The organism is Ferroplasma acidarmanus Fer1 (genome assembly GCF_000152265.2).
GTDB lineage: Archaea > Thermoplasmatota > Thermoplasmata > Thermoplasmatales > Thermoplasmataceae > Ferroplasma > Ferroplasma acidiphilum.
Genome location: NC_021592.1, coordinates 1,577,990 through 1,596,960 on the forward strand (window position 1 = coordinate 1,577,990; position 18,971 = coordinate 1,596,960).

Here is an 18,971-nt window from a genome sequence, read left to right on the forward strand (position 1 = left end):
GAAATGGAAAATAGAAAATGTATCTTTTGCGGCCATGATATTGAACCCGCATCTGGAATTATTTATATCAGGAAAGATGGAAATATAATGAATTTCTGCTCTAAAAAATGCAGGGTTAATATGATCGACCTCAAGAGAGCTGCTAGAAATGTTAAATGGACAAACGAGTACCACCGTATCAAGGAAATGAGAAAGGCGTAATAATATGGAACGAACTTTAGTACTCATAAAGCCAGATGGTGTAAAAAGGCATCTCATTGGGAATATTATAGAAAGATTCGAAAATAAAGGCTTGAAAATAGTTTCTTTGAAACTGATGAAAGTATCTGATGATAAAGCCCGGCAACATTATAGCGTTCATAGTATGAAACCATTTTTTGAAGGTCTTGTATCTTATTTAACATCAGGTCCTATAGTAGCTTTAATACTTGAAGGTGATAATGCGATAATTTCGTGCAGAAATCTCGCCGGTGCAACTGATGGTTCTGCCGCAGCCGCAGGTACCATAAGGGGCGACTTTTCATTGAACATCGAGGAAAATATAGTTCATGCCTCCGATTCTCCAGAATCTTTTAACCACGAATATAAAATATTCTTTAATGAGAACGAGATAATGGATTATTAGGTATGGAAACCACAAAAAAAAATTTAAGGGAACCAATTGTATGTGTGCTTGGCCACGTAGACCATGGAAAAACTACTCTCCTTGATGATATCAGGGGGACTACAGTAGCTAAAAAAGAAGCCGGTGGCATAACACAGAAGATTGGTGCAACCGAAATTGATAAAAACACACTTGAAACAAACATTAAAAATTATTTTAAAAATATACAGGTAACTATTCCTGGATTATTATTTATTGATACTCCCGGGCACGTAGCTTTTGCAAATATGAGGTCTATGGGCGGGGCACTTGCAGACATAGCTATACTGGTTATCGACGTAAATGAAGGCTTAAAGCCACAGACAATAGAATCCATAGATGTTTTAAAAAAATATAAAACACCCTTTATAATTGCAGCAAATAAAATTGACATGATACCTTATTTTGTTTCATCAAAAGATACATCATTCAAGGAAACCTTAAGTAAACAGAGGAAGGAATACGTTGATTTTCTTGATGAAAAGATTTACAAAATTATCAATGACCTTTATGTCAAAGGCATATCATCGGATAGATATGACAGGATTACTGATTTCACAAAATCATTCGCTATAGTTCCAATTAGCGCAAAGCTGAATATAGGAGTACCTGATATTCTGATGGTTCTGACAGGGCTCGCACAGAGATTTCTGGAGGAGCACATACAATTTGAGAGCAAATCAACCCGCGGTTCTGTTATAGAAATTAAAAAGGAAGGATCACTTGGAACGACATTAGATACAATACTGTACCAGGGTGTGCTCCACAAGGGCGATAAAATTGCCTTAAATACAATAGCAGGGCCAGCAGTCACCAAGGTAAAGGCTATTATTGCCACCGGTAAAAAAGGTATGGTAGAAAAAGAGAGTATAAAATCTGCAGCAGGAATAAGAATACTTATAACGGACAAACTTGATGTGCTTTCCGGTACATCTATCATTGCTATTAAGGGCGGTAAAACAGACGCTGCTTTCAATGAATTGATTAATGAATCAAAACCAGATATAAAACTCTCTGAAAACGGAATCACAATAAAGGCAGAGGCAATCGGTTCACTTGAAGCTATAGCCTATGAAATGGAGCAGAACAAAATAACCGTCAGGGAAGCGCAGATAGGCGATATAACTAAAAGGGATATAATCAATGTTTCCACCTTGAACAACCCGCTGGACCGTGTAATAGTTGGATTCAACGTGAATACTTCCGGGGATGCAAAAGAAGCCATGGAAACAAATAACGCCAAAGTTATTTCCGGAAATGTTATTTATTCTATGATAGATGACCTTACAAAATGGCTAGAATTCAAGAAGAATGAAATAGAAGAAGAAAAGAAAAATAATAAGCCAGTACCATCAAAGCTTGTAATCATGCCTGATTATATATTCAGGGCCGCAAAACCTGTAATTGTTGGCATTAAAGTTCTATCCGGGCGTGTTAAGGTTGGTGATAAACTCATAAATGGCAAGAATAAATATGCAGGTACTATTAAGAGCCTCAGGGATGGAGATGTCAACCATCAATTTGCTGACAAAGGTTCTGAACTATCATGTGCAATTGATGGAGTCACTTTAAACAGGCAAATTTTTCCAGACGAAGACCTATATGTTGATGTGCCAGAAAATGTAGTAAAGGAAATGAAAGACCAGGATATGGATCCTGATGTCAAAACTACAATGGAAGAATTAATAAAAATTAAGAGAAAAGATGAGCAGTTCTGGGGATTTTAAATTTGTATTTTGATTAAAACTTTTTAAAGGAACATCATGAGAATATAAATGTATAAATTATAAGTACAACAGAAAATATCATCATCAATATCAGAGAGAAAAATGAATCCTGAAATGTCAATGTTCCTATGAAAGCGATTATTGAAAATAGTATTGTTTCTTTGTATAATGTACTTCCAGTGATCAATCCTATTGAAACATTCTTTCTCTGGTCCTTCAGTGAAATAGACAGCATTATTATTTCCGGAAGTGAACCAAAAAATCCGAGCAGGAAAAAGGATGATAGGAATGCAGTAATTTTCAAAACTTCAGATATAATAAGAGCAGCATCTATCATATTATAGGATGCCAGAACGATAACTATAATCGCAAGGATTCCAAAATATGAAGGGTATGATTCTTCGGCCACAATAACATTTTTGCTTCCTGGTGATTTTGATTTTTTTACTATATAGAATAAGAATACCGCCAGAGTTATAAATCCTATATAATATGGAACTTTGATAAAATAAAATGATAATATGAGGAGTATTATTGCTGTTGCAGTGACAACGTAGGCGTCCAACCTGAATTTTGAAATACCTGATTTATAGTACAGTGGTATGAGGATAAAGAATGCAAGCAGGGTAATTGCATTTGAACCCTGTATGGTGCCAAAACTAACTGCCCCCTGGTTCTCAACTGCTGCCATCACGGACATTGCAATTTCATCCACGATTGCAGCAAATCCTACTATGAATAATCCCACGTATTTTTCAGAGAACGAAAAAGATTTTCCCACACTGTAAGACACATCAAGAAATATATCACCAGCCATATATATAGATGCCACAGAAATGGCTATGTCGGGAATGATCAGAAAATTAAATGTTGTGGTTATATGGTACAATCCTATTAACAAATCTATAAACAATAATACAAAGGAAAAAGAAATTAAAATTATTTTTTTCTGCAATTTATCACAGCATCATCTGGGGATTTTCGATTTTTACGTTTTCCTCGATTTTGCTGCCTCTCTCAAGTTTTTTATACTCTATGGATGTTGGATGCAGAACATTCAAAAGATAATTAAATGCCCTATCTGCATTGCTATGCTCTCCACAGGTATATATATCAAGGGTTACAAGTCCATGTTCCGGCCATGTATGGAATGAAAGATGTGATTCAGCCAGCAAGGCTATGCCACTTGCCCCCATGGGCCGGAACTGGTAATACTGGGAAGATATTTCCGTCAGGTTACCTTCCTTAATTGCACTTTCTATAATTGGTGAAATACCATCAGCGCTAGATATTAACTCTGAATCTACACCGTATAAATCCGCTATGATATGTACCCCTACTGCCACTTTCATCGTCCTCCATAATTTTTTGCACCTCTACAATTCACCTTTATAATAAAGTATTATTTAAATATTTATAAAAATCGGAAAAAATGTTTTTATTTACTTATAAAAATAATACTGAATATACCGTGTTTAAATAACAAATAATACTAATATTATATAATTAATAATATATTATTTAATTCAGCTAATTTCTATGCGGATTTAAAAAACGATATGGGGAAATTTTAACCTTTATGGAAACACAAATTGTATATATTATTCATTCCATGCTATTGTTGATTTCATTTTGTTATTTATTAAAAGTATGCATTAATTTTATATATGCCTTAAATCAAGTTCTATGCCCGGATTTTTTGACTGCAACTCCCTTATTTCATTTAATGAAAAATGGAAAAATCGTTCTGATACCACTATAGCCGTGGTAAATCCCCTTCTAGCAGCCTCAAATGCAGAGTTAATTGTGGCATACTCAAATTGTGGCCTGATATTTAAGAGATCAGTGATATTTTTTGCCATTTCGCCTATGATGCCGAGAAAATCAAAATCCATGCTTTCCAATGTGTTTTTAACAAGTTGTGAAATGGAAACCATATTATCTACTTTCTCAACATTGTTTACTGCAAGTACCACAATCCTTGATTTTTTAATATTTATTATTTCCCTCACTGCAGTCACACCTGTGCATTTCCCCTTTACTGCCCGTGTTACTGTAACTCCATGGGCTCCTCTGCCTGTATATGCCCCTGCATGCAGGTATCCTGCATTCATATAAAGTGACACATTCTGGTTCGCTTCAAAATTTTCATCGGATATAACTTCCCATACAAGGGAAGAATCTATGCTTATAAGGCTAGAATGAACAAAGTTTTCCATATAGTTTAAACCGTTGTAAAGAAAATCAAAGCCCTCCTTTGTTATTCTATTTTCGTCATCAATAAATCCCTTGTTCTTTAGAATTTTCATATGGTAGACAACGCCCTGTATTGTAATATCAAGTTCTCTGGAAATTTCAGATGGGCGTGTTTTTCCATTCTTTATATTAAGTAAAATCATCAATTGTGATATTAATGCCTGTTCTATTTTCATAAATATGGATATAACTAAATATTATATGTTTTCCCATATGGATGACATTAATTTTTTCCGTATTCAATTAATTTGCTTTTAAAATATGATACCTGGTCTTCTATATCATTATGTGAATATATGGCAGAGACAACAGCAATTCCAGAAATCCCATATTTCAATACAAGGTCTATATTTTCCCTTGATATTCCACCTATAACGAATACAGGTATATTGATTGGCCCAATCCCTTTTAGCACATTGATATCACAGATAGTTGCATCATCCTTTGTTTTTGTCGGGAAAAATGATCCGAAAGCAACGTAGTCTGCTCCAAGTTTTTGATATAGCAAAGCATCCTTTATGCTGCCATAAGTTGAAACACCTATTATATGATCGGGATACTTTGATTTTACATAGTCAAATGGCACATCGTCCTTTCCTATATGTATTCCATCAGCTCCAAGTATATCCATTAAAACCGGATCATCGTCAACAATAAATGGCACACTATAATCATGGCAAATAGATGCTAATTTTTTTCCAATAGCAAGTTTATCCCTGAAAGTAGATGTTTTATCCCTGTACTGCAATATGTCCACACCACTTTTTATTGCCCTTTCAGTAGCATTTATAATCCAATCCCCAGAATAATCCGGAGTAACAAGATAAAGCCCTTTTAATTTCATTTTAATCCATCTTTTATTCCTTTGGTGATAGCCCCCCATAGCTGGTCGTCCTCCGGTCTAATATCCTCCTGCTTCCCATCCTTGAGGATTTTTATTCCCTTGGAATTATCAAGTATTTCCCCTATTAGGCTGGCTTCTATTCCGGAACTCTGCAAAATCGTTAGAAATTCCATGGCATATTGTTCCTTTACCGTTATCAGCAAAGTACCCTCGCTTATGGACCTTAAAGGGTCTATATTGAATAAATTGCAAAGTTTTTCTATATCACTGTCAATAATTATTTTATTGTAATCAACAGACAACCCATTTCCAGAGGCAATTCCAATTTCATAAATAGCATTTAATAAGCCACCTTCTGTTGCATCATGCATTGAAGTGATCCTTTCAGAAATTCCATATTCAATTGCAAGAGTTTCTTCACCCACGCAGGTCATTGTATAAAATTTGCCAATTATGCTTTTATAATTTTCTTCACCTATATTATTCCTGACATACTCAGGAAATGTATTTGACAGTATAAGTGCAGTTTCCAGGGCACAGCTTTTTGTCATGATTATCCTGTCACCCACACCGGCATTTTCGGTTGTAATGAATTTTTCGCCAGTACCCATCAATGTGATTCCGCCAACCATAGGGAATTCAACTCCATTGTACCGTGCTGTATGCCCTGTTACAACTTCTATATTATATTTAATGCATTCTTCATTTATTACATCCCATATTTCCTTGAATTCATTATCAGTAATGCTGGATGGAAGATTCAGGTCAATACTCATATAAGAGGCAGGTATTCCAGAGGTATATAGATCTGACAATAGTATGTGGAACGCAAACCACGCGGCCTTCTTAAAGCCAAATGATTTATCTATGTATAATGGGTCAGTGGTAACTGCCATATACTTATCCCCTATTTTCACAATTCCCACATCCACACCATTTTTTGGTGGAACTACCACTTCATCACGGAGAGTGCCAATCTTATTTATTATATTTTCCTCAAAAAATTTCCTGGATATTTTTCCTATCATTTTATCGCCCAGAAATGTGAAAGTGCCCCATAACCTTTACCCATAGGAAATGAGTTTTCTATGGCCCCGTCTATATACTTTTTAGCCAGCTCTATGGACTCTGGCAATTTTTTTCCGGATGCAAGATAGGACGCAATAGAAGCAGAAAGTGTATCGCCTGTCCCGTGAGTATTGTTAGTATTAATACGCCTGGATGGGAATTCATAATATTCGGAACCATCGTAAAGAATATCGGTTGAATAACGACTCCCGGCATGCCCGCCTTTTATCAGTACCGATGAACCTGTGTTTTCATAAATTTTTTTTGACGCAATTTTTGTGTCTTCTGAATTTCTAATCTTCATTGATGAGATTTTTTCGGCTTCCGGTATGTTCGGTGTAATTAATTCTGCAATTTTCATCAATTTAGTAATCATAGTCTCAACTGCATCTTCACGCAAAAGCCGGACATTGGTTTTCGAAATCATTACAGGGTCTATAACAATATTTTTTATTCCATATTGTTTAAATTTCTCGGTCACATCTGAGATTACAGGAGCGGAGTAAAGCATTCCTGTCTTCGCAGCATCTGTGCCAATATCCTCCATTATCGCATCAAATTGTTCGTTGATAAATTTTAAAGGGAGTTCATAAATAGATTTTACCGAAACACTGTTCTGTGCTGTTAAGGTAACTATTACTGAAGTTCCAAATACTTTCATAGCCGTAAACGTTTTCAAATCTGCCATTATGCCTGCACCACCCCCTGAATCAGTGGATGCAACGCTCATCACTCTGGCTACCATATTTTAATTATATATTAACAATATTTAAGCTATCCGCATTCTTGCGGGAAATGCATACAAAAACAACTATGATAAAAAAGGTTTTAAATATATCCTAGGGATACTATACCGAAATGGATATTTTGCAGGGAATTGGGCTCGCTTTAATAGCAATAGGATTGGTTTACGTTATTTATCAGTTTCCTATAATTTACTTTGGATATAAGGATTTTACCAAATACGATATTGATTTTTCAAAGTTAAATGAAGCACAATTTTCCGGCTTAAAAATGTATAAGCCAATGGTCAGCATTATAGTTCCTGCAAAAAATGAAGAAACCGTGATCAAGCGGACAATAGAATCCATATTAAATCAAACATACACAAATTTTGAACTCTTTGTGGTTGTTGACAATTCAAGTGACAATACGTATAAAATTGCAAAGGAGTATGAAAGCAGGGATAAGAGAGTAAATGTATTCAACAGGCCAGATGGCAAAAGCAAAGCTTCCGCACTTAATTTTTGTTTTGAAAAGACAAAGGGTGAGGTAATTGCCACATATGATGCCGATACCATGCTTCTGCCCAATACACTTGAAAATGCAGTATATGGAATGAATTATTTCAATGTAGATGTACTGCAGGGATATAATTCATACATAAACAGAGAAGAAAATATATTTACGAGGCTTGCAGTTATAGATGAAATACTTGTTAAGGCCACGCTTATAGGAAGGACACACTTCAACCTTTTCGTTCCTGTGGCTGGATCAAATCAGTACTTTAAAAGGAAGGTCATAGAAAGTATAGGTGGATGGGACGATAATTTTCTTACAGAGGACCTTGAAAGTTCAATAAGAATTTCAAATGCAAGGTATAAATCGGCATATCTTGGCAGTGCAAAGGCACTTCAGGAAACTCCTGCATCATATTCAGAGTATTTCAGGCAAAGGACACGCTGGCTACGTGGATACCATCAGGTATTTTTCCATTCAAAGAAAAGATTCAGCAAATTTACGGATTTTGATGCCCTAATGATTGTCCTCGCCCCTACATTTTCCGGAATACTCTTCTTCGGGTGGCTTTACATATCCCTTCTGAATTTTTACAACCCATTCGTACATTCAATGAGAACCTATTTCATATCATTAATTCTGATATCTTTGATAATATACGTTGTAGCCCTGGTACTTGTATTGATAAAAAAGCGGCAGAATTTTATTTATATTCCATTAATTTATATATACTTGACCCTGAACTCGCTTATAGCAATATACACCCTATTCCTGGAGATAACAGGCGCAAAGCGTGTATGGCATAAGGTAAAGAAAACAGGCAAGACAACACTTTAATAATTACTTTTTAATACCTGCCTATGGTATTAGATTCCTACAGGAAAAAGGCAGACAGGTTTTTAGATCCTATAACGAAAAAATTTTCCGGAATAAATCCAAACACCATTTCCATATTATCTCTGGTTTTTGCAGCGCTGGCCGGAATTTTTTATTATTTAAGCCATTATTTTCTTCTTCTTGCTTTCATTTTTATTATATTTTCTGCTTTGTTTGATGCACTTGATGGCAAAATAGCCCGGCTTAAAAACATTTCATCAAAAAAGGGAGATATGCTGGATCATGTATTTGACAGGTATTCAGATATGTTTATCATCCTGGGCATGACGTTTTCAATCTATGGAAATGTATATTTTGGCTTATTTGCTATTCTGGGAATACTGCTTACCAGCTATATGGGCACACAGTCCCAGGCACTTGGCCTTAAAAGAAATTATTCGGGAATAGCAGGCAGGGCAGACAGGCTGATTTTAATAATAATATTCTCACTGATCCAGTTTTTTGTATCATCCCATTTCTCCATCTATTCTATAGATATCTACGCAACAGGAATACTATTAATATGGTTTGGATTAGCAGGGAATATAACTGCAATCACAAGATTTTTTGATATGTATAAAAATTTATAAATTTGCAAGGAAATCCATATAAGTTTTATTATACTCTTCCGCAAGGCTTTTGGATGGGGATTCAGAAAATATTCTGATAATCTTTTCAGTCCCTGAAGGCCGTATTAATGTCCATCCATCTTCATCAAAAATTTTTACACCATCGGTAAAATCCATCTTTTTCCCGGAAAAATTTTCCATTAGCAATTTTTTTATTTCTTCCCAGCTTTTTTTACGTGCTACAGATGATTTAGCCATGGTATAGTCAGGTATTTCTTCAAGCAGACTTGATACTGTTTTGTTTTCATGGGTAAGGAGATTTAGCATCAGTGCCATAGTCATTGCCCCATCCCTGCAGAACTGATGCTTTCCATATATGATACCGCCATTTTCCTCGCCGCCTATAGATGCATTATTATCTATCATTGCACGTGCCACAATCGGAGCCCCAACTCTAGTTGATATCAATTTTGCACCCTTTTCCCTGCATATGTTTTCAAGTGCATCAGAACTGCTTACAGGAGTTACGACTATATCGCCCTTTTGAATGGTATGTTTCACTATCAATGCCAGGCTTTTATCACCATCAATATAATTGCCCTTTTCGTCGATGAAAACGCACCGGTCTGCATCACCATCATGTGCAATCCCCAGATCAAATTTGCCGGTTTTCATTACAGATATAAGATCCACCAGATTCTCAGGTTTTGGTTCTGAATTCCTCGATGAGAATTTGCCATCAGGATTTGCGTTCAATGAAACCACATGGCAATTCAATTTTGTCAGTATTGTGGGGCTGGTATAGTATGATGCCCCGTTCCCTGTATCAATTACTACATTCAGGCGCCTTTCCTTTATGGCCTTTTCATCTACCATGCTGACTATGCTGTCCATATAAAGACCTATTGCAGTACTATCATAATTATACGTCCCGATTTTCTCCCAGGATGCCTGTTTGAATAATTTGCCGTTGTATATATCCTCTATTTTTATTTCGCTTTCTTCGTCAATTTCAGTACCATCCTTATCTATTGCCTTTATTCCATTATACTGTGGCGGATTATGCGATGCGGTAATCATAACGCCTGGAATACCCTTTGATTTGCAGTAGTACTGGAGTCCGGGGGTTGGCAACTCGCCCACATATATCACATCAGAACCTGTAGACATGATAGCAGAAGCAACAGCAAGCATGAACATGTCCCCGCTGATTCTTGTATCCTTTGCTATTGCAATTTTACCTCCATTGAAAAATGTTCCTATTGCCTTTCCTATCCCCATTGCTAGATCTGTTGTAAGGTCTTCATTTGGAACTCCTCTGATTCCATTCGTGCCGAATAACTCTGGCTGCTTCATTATGTATTATAACAATTCATTATAATAAGTTTTTATCTTCAATATCGTACGTATTCCCGCGCCAGGTTATCTTTTTCATCCGTTTTGCAACAATTAAATTTGTCATATAAATAAAAGGGAGTATGATAGAACCAAGTATATTGACAGGTTTTATGTGTTTTAGCCTTCTGACCATATTGTAGATATACATCACTGCAGGAATGAGGAAGAGAAAATACAGTGGATTATAAAATACTCCCATTAAAATTGCGGAAAAGAATAGGAATAAGTAGGCTCCATAAAATAATAAACCATAATAATACACTTTAGGAGATGCAGAAATTGAAAGGGCGGTCTGTCTGTTTGCCCACTCAGCGAACACCTTAAATGTATCCGGCGAGTTTATATCTGGCTGTGCAGAATCTACGTAATATATTTTTTTGCCCTTTTGCTTGCATATCTTTGTTAGAGCTGTGTCATCCGAGACATGTTCACTGAAAAATTCTAAAGAATCGCTTATGAGTTCATGCTTGAATGCCAGTGAACCACCCCAGCCGAATCTTGTAAGTTTTGACTCCATAAGCCCCATTCCTACAAAGCCCCATATTTCCTTAATCTGAGCCCAGAACCCATTTTTAGGGTAAAAGTAGGGGAATGTGGTGGAAAGCCCTGCATCTTCCTGATTTAGTGGCATTACCATATTCAAAATCCAGTTTTTTTTGACCTCTATATCTGAATCAGCAAGAAGGTACACCTCATAATTATTATATAGCTGGATAGCGGTACTTATTGCTCTTACCTTGCCACTGCATTTATCGCATTTATATGAACTTGTTATATAATCTATATCAAGTTTCTTAATTACTTTCAGGGCTTCTTCTTCCTCAGAATCAACCACGCATAAAAATTTAAAATTTTCATATTCCTGGTTTTTAACAGATATCAAATTTTTCTCAAGTGAATAGTCAATGCCTCTCACAGGCATTATGACCAGGGTTTCCGGACGGTAGTTATTGACTATATGTTCACTGTGATATTTATGAGACTCAATATAAATAAATCCAGATGATATAAGCAGCAATAATACGGTATAAAAAATTAATAAAATCAAAAGAATTATCATCTTATATTAGCGTAACATCCCTGGTATCAACCTGGCTCACGTTTTTAACCGATGATATGGCATTTTCAACAGAATCTATTTTTCCTTCTTCATCGGGAACGATAACCGAGAATAAAAGGGCACTTAAACCGAATCCTATCTCTTCTTCCTTTACTTCGTTAATAGTGCAAAGTTTTTCTATGCTCGCCGTAATTGCTACCCTTAAATCTTTTAAATTTACATCAACAGATTCGGGAAGAATTCTTAACTGAACCATTACATCTCCCATGATATCACGGTCCTATAAATCCACACTTCTGGCACTCATATTTTGTTGAATGCTCTCTGCATTGCTTGCATCTTCCAATCATCTCTTCCCCACACTGGGGGCATTCGAATATTGAATATCCTACCTCCACCAGGCCAATGCCACAGGAAGTACATGTTTCTTTTGTATTTATTTTAATCACTCTCTTGGACTTTATTAAATAAACCTATTTAACTTTTATATCTCCTTTGATTTTTTTCTTTCCATTATTCAACGGTATGAGGAAATGTCGATAAATTATCAACGGCATCTCGCAATCCATATCTGGATAAAAAAATCCATGAGCGGTTAAAAGAAGTAAAAGATAGGATAGAAAGTCCCGGATGGAAGATGGTGGGCATAAGGGAGCCAAATAAACTGATACAGGATAATGTTATTTATAAATTATAGAAAGCAGGATAAAGCATCCAGTATGGCATAAACTAATCTAATAGTTGTTTATTACCCTGCATGGAAATATTATACAGTAATAAGAAAGCAGAATTTGGTGAAAAGGAATATTTTATAGCTTCACACGAACCTCTTTATTATGGTTTAATAATAAGCCCCTCATCCGATCTATGGAGTTACATGGTTGGAGCAGGAAAAGTCGAATGTAAAATTGAAAATGAAATCAGAAAATACTTAATTCCATACAGAATTGATGTTGGGGAAAATAGCATATTTTTTATTACAGCTGATCCGGAAGATTAGATTCCTAATATAGCCGGAAGGAACCCATCTACTATATTTAATATTATTGCCAGTAAAAATACACCTGCAAAGAGTTTGCTGTTCCAGTAAAATACTTTGCTCCCATCAAGTGGAGGAAATGGTATCAAATTAAACAGGGCAAACCAGAGATTTAACCATGCCACCCATATTAAGATTGTTGATGCCACGCCGGTAATGCCAGAAAATGTTACTGCCAGGAAAGCAATTACTCCGATTATTATGTTTGTGCCTGGCCCAGCAAGTGCGATTTTTCCCTCACTATCCCTGTCATACAGCCCTGCAAACTGGACTGCACCCGGGGCAGCAAAGATAAATCCGAACACCGATGTTATCAGTGCAAGAAGGATACCTACAGGCCATAACTTGAAAAATGCAACTGCACCGAGCCTTCTGGCAACTTCCCTGTGGGCCATTTCATGCATAAGGAAAGCGGTTACAGTTACGGAGAACCCTATAAGTACTTCGATTTCCAGTGTTTTTATGTCCGGTACCCCACGAAGTCCACCATTGATCATAAGAGTGAAAGCTATAGTTAAAACGATTACTGCTATTATAATATCATTTCCTTCGTTATTCCTGTTGTACATCATTAATTTAACATCCCATTTTTCATTTTTCCTGCAATGTATATTGCATCCATTAGTCCGACATTGTATTTCGTTATTATCTTAATAATATCAGGTTCATTGCCCATATCACCACTATTAATGGAACCCCCATTTTCAGACAATTTCTCTATTTTATAATACCCTTCCATGCATCTCTTTATGAAAATATAGAAATTCTTTGATTTTATTACATTCCCGGTTACCTTATAAATGTGGTATATTTTTATATCCCTTATATCTGAAATACCAATTGTGTTTAGTCTGCCAATAATATTTACGGATTCGTTATTATATTCCTTGGCATCAATATAAGAATACGGTTCCTTGTTAGTAATGAATTCATAGACATCATTTGCAAGGTATGCAGGTACCATGGCACTTAGTTCGGCAGGTTGTGAAACTTTTTGATCCACGTACTCCGTATCAAATACTTTTTTAGTGACTTCCACTATCATTCTTGTTCTATAGGAAGATCTGAGTTTTGAATTTATGCTTTCACTGGTATCTACATTGATAATACCGTGATAATCATGCATTAATGCTCTCGTTGCCGCGTAGTTAAATAATTTAATCTGTGAATATATCCAGTATTTTATGTTCTCTGCATTTACAAATTCCCTGTTGTTATTAAATATGTTTGCCAGCGAACTATAATCCCTCAGGTCATAGAAAATATGCACCATTCTATTAAATGATGAAATATCCTTTTTCTCATGGAAGCGATCATAAGTGGTTTCGAGAGCCTCGTTTAAATTCCCATTCTGAATTAAAGAATTTATAAGGCGTTCAAAAAGTATGTTTTCATCCGGATAATAGCTGATAAGTGTTTTCAGGATGTCTATCTCATCCTCATATAGTTCCAGTTCATCGAATTTGTTTGCAAGCAATTCACCCAGAATTTTGTCATGGCTTTTATTGAAAAGACCAACCATAAAGGTCTTTACCGGCATGTTTTCCCATGCACGTGTTATAAGGAACTCCGGTATTTTGATATTATTGTAATGATATTGCGTGATTTCCCTTACTTTTCCAAATTCTTTCCTGTTGTAATAATAGACCATCAAATGAAACCATTCCCCTGTGGATTCCATTGCATTAATAATGGCACTGGACAATGGGACACCCATAAAAAGTTCCTGAAAAAGTGGGTTTTTCACTGCAATACTATTTCTTACATATGCCAGGTTGAAGTATTCCAGAGATTTTTTTAATATCCTTTTGCTGTAATAGTAACTTGAAAGTATTATGTAACCTTCATAATACTTATTTTTATAATGTTCCAGAAAATATACGGCAGTCAGCTCATTATCCTTTTTCAGGATAGAATAATGATTTACCACATCCTCAGAATTTCCCCCATATAGAAGTGAAAGGGCAGAGTATTTAAGGACAGATTTATAGTCCCTCAAACAATAGCTTTTTAGCCTGTACAAATATACGTTTTTAATATCAATCTTTTCCAGATATTCCCTGAATTCCTCACTAACATCTATATTTCTGCTTACCACAAAATTGTAAATCATGCCAAAAATATCGGTAAAGCCTAAATCTATAGCAGATTTTGTGTAGGTTTCTGCATTTGTATTTTTTGCCAGAGCAATATTAATCCGCAATGCAAGGAAATCGACATTATCTAAAACAGAGATAGCTTCCTCAACATGCTTTATGGCATCCCCAAAATTTGAATCCTGAAATTCGATATACGCCCTGAAATAATAATAAAATGCATCAGGGTCTTTGCTATACAAAGAATCCAGAATTGTTGAAGCTTCATGGTAACGTTTTGTTTTTATAAGTGCTTTAGTAATGGGATATAAAAAATATCTTGAATCGTTCATGTCGCCAATATCCTCTCCATTCTTTATGGATTCGATATTGGAAAGTATTGATGATATTATCTGATACCTGTCAATGTCAAGAAGGTTCCTTATGTAACGCCTGTCAAAAAAATTGTCCTTTCTGGTAGATGTGGCAAGTATATAGATTCCGGCCAGTGACCCGGCATTTTTTACTTTTCCGGCATATTTCATATAATCAAAATTTTTCCGCCCCTGCATATATGAGATTACCATTTCAAGAATTGTGCCCTGCTTATTTATACTATTAAACTTCCTGATATTTTCATTAGTTTTTATTTTTTCAAAGATACTATCAACTACCCTACCGGAATCAAGTAAAGATCGCTCTGTCGTTATAATCTCAATGGCATCTTCAATTCTGTTTAAATATATAAGTGAACTGCAATATTCCGGTTTAAACTCATTAATCAGGTTCTTTTCAGTTACGTATGAAAGAATCTTGCTGTACTCCTGATTTTCATACAGGTAATTGACAATAATTCTATAATTTTCATGATCTGTATTTCCCTTTTCTATCAATTGTATTGCAATTTTATATAACATTTCCTGATTGTCTACCGCTCTGAAATATTTAGCAAATAACTCCAGTACTTCAGTATCATCGCCAAAATTTGACCGGTACCTGTTTAAATCCAATTCAGCTTCACTATATAAATCAAGTACAATTTCACTCTCAATTTTATAAAGCAACAATTTTTTATTTGTTCCCAGATTTTTTTCTATTAAGTTTATATAATTAATAAGGGAATAATAATCTTTAATTGCATAAGTAATATCTATAATTCGCTCAAGAACATTTTTATCTTCGTTATAATAAATATACTTATAAATTTTTAAAGCATTTTCATAATAGCCGAGGTGATAATATGCATCAGCCAATAATGCATTATCCGGTTCATTAACATCTGAAAATTCTACAACTTTTTCGTATTCTCCAAGATATGAATAGTATTTTCTGATATCTATATTATTATAATGAATACGGTTTTTATGGATATCATGCAGCAACTCTTTGAGTTTATCCTTCTGGTTAAATTCTACATAAATATCTGCCAGGGAAAAATAACAGGTTGAATAAGGTATTTTTGAAATACATATAGAAAGAATTTTCTCAAGGTCATTGATACTGCCGTTTGTTTGAAAAAGTGCAGTTAATCGCCGGATTTCCTGCTCACCCGGCATTGTGGCAAAATATTCTTTGAATATGCCCTCATCAAATACTCCTGCAATAGATAGGTATTCTACAGCCTTTTCCGGTTGTGATTTATTTATCAATTCATCAAAATCTTTTTTAACATTGGCCAGGCTTAAAATATCTATATTAGATGTAACAAAATGAATGAAATCGTCAATCTTTCCATCAGAATATAATTTTAAAGCTTTATATTCCAGTATCAGAGGGCTTTTATCATCTATATATGTAAGGGCACTGTAAAGGTCAGCTGATATTTCAGCATCCCTGAGTGCATTTAACAATATATCAGAAATCTGTGTGTCATATACCTCCCTGATAGCATTTTTTTCTTTAATAATGAAACCGGTAAATATATCAATGTTGTTCTTTTCTATAGATTTCTTTAACATTGTCTTTAATTTCTTTCTTACCATTAGACGCTCTACGGCGATCATCAATAGTGTAGTTTCACGATGGTATATTAGTTTATTGCAATTCTGAGCCTATTAAAATTCTAGAAGGTTTTTATTTACTATTCTATTCCATTTTTAATATGTCGCAGCACGCTATCTTCCTGCATTTAGTTGCCGTTGAATCAGCATCCCGGACTCTCTGGACTTGCTTAACTTCTTTCCCACGTTAAACATTTATTAAGATTACATTTTAGGTACAAAGAAAAATTTCATTATATATTCCCAATACTTATTTACAGGACACACAATCTTTTGAATTAGTTCAATGAAAACTTATGCACGAATTCATATATGCGCAGACAAGAAAAAATTCTAAATTATTTAATGACTTCTGTATCCTTTTTAGTACCAATAAAAATGTATACCGATCCAAAGGCTTTCTCCTCAAATGTTACCACATCCATATATTTTTTAATTATCTCACGAATTGATGAGTTTGGTGTCAGCCTTTTATATATGTAATAAATGAATCTATAATCTTTTGATTTCTCCCCCGTTAATTTTGCAATATAAGGTTGAAAATATTTTAAATAAAATCCGGTGATAAAACTGTAAAATTTATTATCTGATTTTCCCATTGCTATAACTCCCACTGTGCCATTAGAAACACGGACCATTTCCCTGATAACATCTTCTATATTATCCGCAGCATGCAGGGCAAACGTACTCATAACTGAATCAAAAGAATTGTCACGGAAGGGCAAATTGTTAAATGATGCAAGGACTCTTGTGGAGTCAACTATCGACATGTTCAACATATTTTCTGAATAATCGGTCATTACTACATATGTTTCCTTAATCTGTTTTATAATATATGTCAATTCACCCTTTCCGCTTGCAACATCAAGAATTTTTTCCGGCTGTGAAATGTGGAATATTCCATCTACAAGTCTGGTTCTCCACTTTACATCCTGAAAAAATGAGATTAATGCGTTGGCTCTGTCATATGATTTCGGAATTTTATTATAAACATCCCTTAAATCTTTGTCATCAGACATAAACCTATTTTCTTTCATTTAAAATCCACTTCTTTTTAAATATATGTCACAGCATATCATATTCATGATTCTATGTTTTTTCGAGTACCTTAATATTAAATGGTTTTCCATTGTTTATTACAATATCAGGCAGATCACTTTTATATTTTGTAAGAAATTCCATATCTTTCTTTTCATCCCTGTAGGTATCAGGCAGCAATATGTGTATGCTATTGATTATGGGATACCATCTTCCACAGGTATTGCATAGCAATATGCCGTTTTTCATATCATGATTCGCTCCGTCGTTGTTAGAATCTGTATACGTGTGCTCCCCGTGCCCTGGAATTATAACATTATCACCTTCTTCTCTAATTACTGATTTAGAAAATGAATTGCCCCTGCACATAGGGCATGCAATCAGGTCTATTAAATCATATTGCATTTAAACATCTACTATCTTTAACCGGATTCCATATATATGTTTTTTTATATGCTAATTATATAAATTATAAAAATATAAAACATATAAAATCTAAATACCCGGTAAAAAATATATAATATGCCTACGGTGGTGCCTGCAAATGCCCATATATGGCTTCATATCCAATGAACAGTGCAATTAGGGCGGTAAGCGCAAGCAATATGAACGCAACATAATAAAGGTACTTCCTGTCTTTTTCCGGCTTTGCAAATAAAACAACCGAGTAGACCGCAGATATGCCACTCATTATATAGAGCCCCATTGCAGCAAACAAATTATCGCCGCTTTCCAGCTTAAAATTAACCATTGCTGCACTTTCAATAAATAGGTACACTCCTAACATTACTCCGGGAATTGAAAGAGTCCTTAAATTATACCCTTTGTAGATCATTATGGAACCTGCAATAAGCAGCATTCCAAGTATCATAATAGGGTCTCCAAATAGCATATTGTATGAACCGGGCAATGGCCAGAACTCAGACATTTCAAACCCGGACATAAAATCAAAACCACCAAAGATAAAGGCTGGAACTACTAACTCTTTCACATCTCTACCCTTTGCGACTTGATAAAAAAACGCGGAAATCAAGCCTGCACTTACACCCAAACTTAATAGCATCACAGCTAACGGGTCAACAAATCCCATATAAAATCACAACAATTTATTTCATATCTTTATTTATATATTTCCTATT

The 18,971-nt window shown here is 35.1% G+C and carries 21 protein-coding genes; 6 read left to right on the forward strand and 15 right to left on the reverse strand.

The features are described from left to right. Positions 1-3 precede the first annotated feature (3 nt). From FACI_RS10035 to infB, 3 genes are read left to right on the forward strand one after another with little or no spacing between them, the layout of a single operon-like run. A complete protein-coding gene (locus FACI_RS10035; RefSeq protein ID WP_019841727.1) occupies positions 4-201 on the forward strand; it encodes a 50S ribosomal protein L24e in 198 nt (65 codons plus the stop codon). Between the two features lie 4 nt (positions 202-205). After that, entirely contained in the window at positions 206-625 is a 420-nt protein-coding gene (gene ndk / locus FACI_RS08030) for a nucleoside-diphosphate kinase (RefSeq protein WP_009887649.1), read from the forward strand. A 2-nt stretch (positions 626-627) separates the two neighbouring features. Further along, positions 628-2,370: a translation initiation factor IF-2 gene (infB, locus tag FACI_RS08035; RefSeq protein WP_009887650.1), complete on the forward strand. Its 1,743-nt coding sequence runs from the start codon at positions 628-630 to the stop codon at positions 2,368-2,370. A gap of 34 nt (positions 2,371-2,404) precedes the next feature. Here the strand turns inward: infB and FACI_RS08040 are convergent, their stop codons facing one another. From FACI_RS08040 to thiD, 6 genes are all read right to left on the reverse strand, one after another. Continuing rightward, positions 2,405-3,325 carry a hypothetical protein gene (locus tag FACI_RS08040; RefSeq protein ID WP_048074069.1) on the reverse strand — a complete coding sequence of 307 codons (921 nt, stop codon included), beginning with the start codon at positions 3,323-3,325 and terminating at the stop codon, positions 2,405-2,407. Between the two features lie 4 nt (positions 3,326-3,329). Continuing rightward, positions 3,330-3,722: an adenosylmethionine decarboxylase gene (gene speD, locus FACI_RS08045; RefSeq protein ID WP_009887652.1), complete on the reverse strand. Its 393-nt coding sequence runs from the start codon at positions 3,720-3,722 to the stop codon at positions 3,330-3,332. 309 nt (positions 3,723-4,031) lie between these two features. Then, positions 4,032-4,802, reverse strand: a complete 771-nt coding sequence (locus FACI_RS08050) for a MarR family transcriptional regulator (RefSeq protein ID WP_009887653.1) — start codon at positions 4,800-4,802, stop codon at positions 4,032-4,034. A 47-nt stretch (positions 4,803-4,849) separates the two neighbouring features. After that, positions 4,850-5,470 (reverse strand): thiamine phosphate synthase, encoded by a 621-nt coding sequence (gene thiE, locus FACI_RS08055; RefSeq protein WP_009887654.1) that lies wholly within the window; start codon positions 5,468-5,470, stop codon positions 4,850-4,852. Then, positions 5,467-6,498, reverse strand: coding sequence for an AIR synthase family protein (locus tag FACI_RS08060; protein ID WP_009887655.1), 1,032 nt, complete (start codon positions 6,496-6,498; stop codon positions 5,467-5,469). Before FACI_RS08060 ends, thiE begins: the two co-directional genes overlap by 4 nt. After that, complete coding sequence (gene thiD, locus FACI_RS08065; RefSeq protein ID WP_048074070.1) at positions 6,495-7,283, reverse strand: bifunctional hydroxymethylpyrimidine kinase/phosphomethylpyrimidine kinase; 789 nt, start codon at positions 7,281-7,283, stop codon at positions 6,495-6,497. Before thiD ends, FACI_RS08060 begins: the two co-directional genes overlap by 4 nt. A 113-nt stretch (positions 7,284-7,396) precedes the next feature. Here thiD and FACI_RS08070 point away from each other — a divergent pair, with 113 nt between their 5' ends. Further along, the gene (locus FACI_RS08070) at positions 7,397-8,614 is read left to right on the forward strand and encodes a glycosyltransferase (protein ID WP_009887657.1); all 1,218 of its coding nucleotides are present in this window, start codon (positions 7,397-7,399) and stop codon (positions 8,612-8,614) included. A 23-nt stretch (positions 8,615-8,637) separates the two neighbouring features. Next, positions 8,638-9,243, forward strand: coding sequence for a CDP-alcohol phosphatidyltransferase family protein (locus FACI_RS08075; RefSeq protein WP_009887658.1), 606 nt, complete (start codon positions 8,638-8,640; stop codon positions 9,241-9,243). On the opposite strand, the gene glmM is transcribed toward FACI_RS08075, so the two are convergent. From glmM to FACI_RS10040, 4 genes are all read right to left on the reverse strand, one after another. After that, positions 9,238-10,578, reverse strand: a complete 1,341-nt coding sequence (gene glmM, locus FACI_RS08080) for a phosphoglucosamine mutase (RefSeq protein WP_009887659.1) — start codon at positions 10,576-10,578, stop codon at positions 9,238-9,240. The two genes, FACI_RS08075 and glmM, sit on opposite strands and share 6 nt — an antisense overlap. A gap of 19 nt (positions 10,579-10,597) precedes the next feature. Then, entirely contained in the window at positions 10,598-11,542 is a 945-nt protein-coding gene (locus FACI_RS08085; RefSeq protein ID WP_238553350.1) for a glycosyltransferase, read from the reverse strand. A 139-nt stretch (positions 11,543-11,681) separates the two neighbouring features. Further along, the gene (locus tag FACI_RS08090; protein ID WP_019841733.1) at positions 11,682-11,936 is read right to left on the reverse strand and encodes an elongation factor 1-beta; all 255 of its coding nucleotides are present in this window, start codon (positions 11,934-11,936) and stop codon (positions 11,682-11,684) included. A gap of 16 nt (positions 11,937-11,952) precedes the next feature. Continuing rightward, complete coding sequence (locus tag FACI_RS10040) at positions 11,953-12,129, reverse strand: zinc finger domain-containing protein (RefSeq protein ID WP_009887662.1); 177 nt, start codon at positions 12,127-12,129, stop codon at positions 11,953-11,955. A gap of 308 nt (positions 12,130-12,437) precedes the next feature. Between FACI_RS10040 and FACI_RS08095 the strand changes: the two genes are divergently transcribed. Further along, a complete protein-coding gene (locus tag FACI_RS08095; protein ID WP_009887663.1) occupies positions 12,438-12,680 on the forward strand; it encodes a hypothetical protein in 243 nt (80 codons plus the stop codon). Here the strand turns inward: FACI_RS08095 and FACI_RS08100 are convergent. The 5 genes from FACI_RS08100 to FACI_RS08120 form a co-directional block, all read right to left on the reverse strand. Further along, positions 12,677-13,291 carry a site-2 protease family protein gene (locus FACI_RS08100; RefSeq protein WP_009887664.1) on the reverse strand — a complete coding sequence of 205 codons (615 nt, stop codon included), beginning with the start codon at positions 13,289-13,291 and terminating at the stop codon, positions 12,677-12,679. The two genes, FACI_RS08095 and FACI_RS08100, sit on opposite strands and share 4 nt — an antisense overlap. After that, entirely contained in the window at positions 13,291-16,797 is a 3,507-nt protein-coding gene (locus tag FACI_RS08105) for a hypothetical protein (RefSeq protein ID WP_019841734.1), read from the reverse strand. Before FACI_RS08105 ends, FACI_RS08100 begins: the two co-directional genes overlap by 1 nt. Positions 16,798-17,132: 335 nt before the next feature. Continuing rightward, the gene (locus FACI_RS08110) at positions 17,133-17,831 is read right to left on the reverse strand and encodes a class I SAM-dependent methyltransferase (protein WP_009887666.1); all 699 of its coding nucleotides are present in this window, start codon (positions 17,829-17,831) and stop codon (positions 17,133-17,135) included. A 52-nt stretch (positions 17,832-17,883) separates the two neighbouring features. Then, complete coding sequence (locus tag FACI_RS09855; RefSeq protein ID WP_009887667.1) at positions 17,884-18,237, reverse strand: Trm112 family protein; 354 nt, start codon at positions 18,235-18,237, stop codon at positions 17,884-17,886. A 121-nt stretch (positions 18,238-18,358) separates the two neighbouring features. Continuing rightward, complete coding sequence (locus FACI_RS08120; RefSeq protein ID WP_009887668.1) at positions 18,359-18,922, reverse strand: DUF981 family protein; 564 nt, start codon at positions 18,920-18,922, stop codon at positions 18,359-18,361. Between the last annotated feature and the right edge of the window lie 49 nt (positions 18,923-18,971).